This is a genomic window from Succinimonas sp. (assembly GCF_045225735.1).
Classification (GTDB): domain Bacteria; phylum Pseudomonadota; class Gammaproteobacteria; order Enterobacterales; family Succinivibrionaceae; genus Succinimonas.
Genome location: NZ_JBGVBR010000284.1, coordinates 1 through 3,524, shown reverse-complemented (window position 1 = coordinate 3,524; position 3,524 = coordinate 1). Strand labels below are relative to the sequence as shown.

The window sequence follows — 3,524 nt, the reverse complement described above, 5'->3', positions numbered from 1 at the left end:
GGATATCGCGGTTCTGACGGTTTACCTTGACGCTCTGGATATTTACGCCGCCAAGGTCGATTCTGATGTGAAGCGCTCTCAGAAGTTGCTCAAGGAGATCTACGATAACGGCAAAAACTCCGGCAAAATCATTAACGGCAAGCTGAATCTCAAGCAGATCTCCTTAAACGGCGTGCCGGCCACCTATGTAGTTCCCTTCTCCCGCAGCATTATCATGTGCAAGGACGCCTGGAACCGGCTGGTGGAGGATGGTCTGGTGCCTCTTTCCGAGAAGCAGAACAGTGTGAAGATCTAAAACTGCGTTTTCAGGAGCCGCAAAATACCTGAAAACCCTATCTCAAGAGAGCGTATAAAACGCTCTCTTTTTCGTATAGTTTGTAGCCGGTGACCGTTTTCATCGCCCCTGTAAAGCGATCATTGCCAGCCCTTATGCCGTAAAGGCCCTCTGCAAGTTCTCCCTTTGAAAAAACTTTCAAGAAAAAAATCGTTTTTTTTTGAGAAAAAATTGTTGCAACCTGATTCAGTTTTCCTATAATTCAAACCACTTTAAAGCTAGCAGTCCGACCTGGCTTCGGACATTTCTCCGGCCTGTGGCAATGCCACATTTGCGAGGTGCAATTAGAAAGTAATGAACAATCTGCTTAATACAGAACTCGATTATCAGGACCTTGTTTCCAAGTACGGCTCACCTCTCCTGGTACTTGACAAGGCTACTGTGAGACATCAGTATCGGTCACTCAGAGACGCTCTGCCCGGTGTGACTCTCCATTATGCTCTTAAGCCTCTCCCGCAGGACGCTGTGATTGATGTCCTTGAAGAAGAAGGCGCCTGCTTTGATCTCGCCTCCAACGGTGAGGTTGACATCATGAGAGAGCACGGAATCAACCCTGCCAAGTGCATCCATACCCACCCTATCAAGAAGCCTTCTGACATTTCCTACGCTCTTGATTACGGCTGCCGGGTGTTTGTTGCCGATAATGTCTGCGAACTGGAAAAGCTCGCAGAGTTCAAGGATCAGGTTAAGGTGCTTATCAGAGTAAGCTTCCCCAATCCTGAGACCAAGGTGGATCTGTCCAAAAAGTTCGGAGCTCTCCCTGAGGAAGTGCTGCCTCTTCTGGAAAAGGCCCGGGATCTCGGCATCGAAATCTACGGTCTCTCCTTCCATGTAGGCTCCCAGGTGAAGACCGCCAAGAGACATGTAGAAGCTGTTACCGCCTGCGCTGACATTATCCGCGAGGCTGCTGCCAAGGGCATTGCCATTAACGTGCTCGATATCGGCGGCGGATTCCCGGTAGACTATGACAATGCCGGCGAGACTGACATCCGTGAGTTCTGCAAGCCCATTGTTGCCGCTCTGGCCAATGTGCCCGAGGGTGTGCGCATCATTGCCGAGCCGGGAAGATTCATTTCCGCTCCGTGCATGATCGGCATCTGCTCGGTTACCGGAAAGAGCATGCGCTTCGGCAAGCCCTGGTACTATCTGGATGACGGCGTATACTGCAGCTACTCCGGTCAGATTTTTGACCACGTGGTATATCCGAAGTACACCCAGAAGACCGGCGCCATTGCCTGCTCCGTGCTGGCCGGCCCTACCTGCGACAGCATTGACATCATTGCCGAGGACATTCCTCTGCCGGAGCTGGAAGTAGGCGATCTGGTAATCGGCAAGATGATGGGCGCTTATACCATCGCCACTGCTACCAACTTCAACTTTATTCCGCAGGCTAAGATTGTGGAAATCGATCTGGAAAGAGAAGCTCTCAGCATCAACTTTCCGATGGTAGCCTAAGAAGCTTTACTGAAAGCTAAGCCGGGGATCGCAGGGTTCCCGGTTTTTTGTGCCTTGAGGGCTTCGGGGACAGAGCTTTTTCAGCAAGAACTGTTATCACCGCTGTCTCTTCTCAAATAATTGAAATTCACCACTCCCTCATTCTCATTATGAGATCACAGCTTTCCTGAAGAGAACCTCTTTTTCCGAAGTGGTTCAATACCGCCGCATTCATTGCCGTCGTTGTAAGCTAGCAGCAAAAAAGGCCGCCCTTTCGGACAGCCCTTTAAATTCACAAACCGTAATTTCTAACCGGCCTTGCGGAGAATACTGAACTCCAGTACCTCGGCCTTCTGCTGCTCCCAGCCATCAAGCTTAAGGAAACTGATTACCCCCGGAGTGCCCAGCACCATATAGTCTCCCTTTCTGGCGAAGCTTCTGGAAAGATCACTGGTATCCTGCACATAATCAAAGTCAGTGGCAGCCAATGCTTCCAGCTGGCAGCATTCGCCGATTTCATCCACCATGAGCACATGCTCCAAGTCGCTGTCGTAAATCACCGGATCAGTGATGACCCCGTAACACACCACAGCGGCAATGTTCTTCAGAAAGTACGGCAGCTCGGCATCATCTGAGAACATAGCTATGCCAAGCTCTGCGGCCTCGTTTCCGATTTCCTGAACCCGGGAAATCCCCTGAAGAAATATAACCTTGTCACCGGAGCCGACCTTGAGAATGGCGTTTTTAACCTTTACCGATCCCTCTAAAATCTTTGAGCCGTCCATCTTCTCAAAGGGAATGGGCAAGGCCGCGGAAACGGCATAGTCCGGAGAAAGAAGACGACCCCGTACTCCGCACATATTGTACGGAATATTCCTGAGAAACTTCCGGTATACCAAATTCGGAGTTGCTGATCGCTGTTCCACAAGCTCGGTGAGTTCTGAAATCCTGTCAGAATTTAAGTTCTTCATTTTGTGTTGGTCTTTACTGCGCTGATAATTATCTTTTAATCCCCTTAATGCCTTCCGTTCTTCTCCGTAACGGATAAGCATGTAAACGTTTTCTTAATTATAGTAGATTCCTAGGTAAAAGTTAACGAAAACGTTATCAAAGTGTAAAAAAATGTTAACTCGGGCAGCAAAACCGGGGCGAAACGCCCGTATAAAAACTGTAACAAAAAGGTGTTTGGTGTTACCGGAGCGGAGTTTTCAGAAGCTGACTAAGCTGTTCTCCGGTGTTATTCTTTACTCGGGAGCTTTAAATCCGGAATTCCGTCATTTTTGAAGCTTCTTGCAGGCCCTTTTCATTCCGAGATCGCATACCTTTTTATAAAGCTCCTGGGCCCGGGCCTCATTCTTGACACCGGAAGGCCCCTTCTCATAAAGCTCTCCCAGTACCGCACAAATGACACCTTTCCGCCTTAAAGCCTGAAGTTGTATCAAAAAACCTGTGAAATCACTCCAGCTTACCGCAACGGCGATGTCCGAAGCCTCTTTAGTATCCGCCAAGAAAGCCAGCCGTCAATGCGAAACAGATTATTTTTTCCCAGCCTCATCATTAAAAAGAGCCCTATGGGCAAAATCACACACTTTAAAGAATATTTCAGCTATCAGGTGTAAGAACAGCGAAGACCATAGATAATGTCACAAAAGGCAAACTTACAGAGACACAAGGAATGTGGTGTAAATGGCGGCTCGCAGAAAAGCTCGGGACTTGACGAAATCCTCGGTTAGATGATGAAACGGCAGAAGAAAAG

3 protein-coding genes are annotated in these 3,524 nt (G+C 48.7%); 2 read left to right on the top strand and 1 reads right to left on the bottom strand.

Annotated features, from left to right (window positions below; genetic code table 11):
* Both ACJROR_RS10280 and ACJROR_RS10275 read left to right on the top strand, forming a co-directional pair.
* The coding region (locus ACJROR_RS10280) for a hypothetical protein (protein WP_406546976.1) at positions 1-295 on the top strand (295 nt) is incomplete at its 5' end.
* 333 nt (positions 296-628) lie between these two features.
* Entirely contained in the window at positions 629-1,789 is a 1,161-nt protein-coding gene (locus tag ACJROR_RS10275; RefSeq protein ID WP_406041380.1) for a type III PLP-dependent enzyme, read from the top strand.
* Positions 1,790-2,076: 287 nt separating this feature from the next.
* Here ACJROR_RS10275 and ACJROR_RS10270 read toward each other — a convergent pair whose 3' ends face one another.
* Positions 2,077-2,739: a hypothetical protein gene (locus ACJROR_RS10270; protein WP_406041382.1), complete on the bottom strand. Its 663-nt coding sequence runs from the start codon at positions 2,737-2,739 to the stop codon at positions 2,077-2,079.
* Positions 2,740-3,524 lie beyond the last annotated feature (785 nt).

What these genes read in the sequence shown, in the direction of transcription:
- ACJROR_RS10275 (WP_406041380.1), top strand. Translation starts at nt 629, where the DNA reads ATGAACAATCTGCTTAATACAGAACTCGATTATCAGGACCTTGTTTCC.
- ACJROR_RS10270 (WP_406041382.1), bottom strand. Translation starts at nt 2,739, where the DNA reads ATGAAGAACTTAAATTCTGACAGGATTTCAGAACTCACCGAGCTTGTG.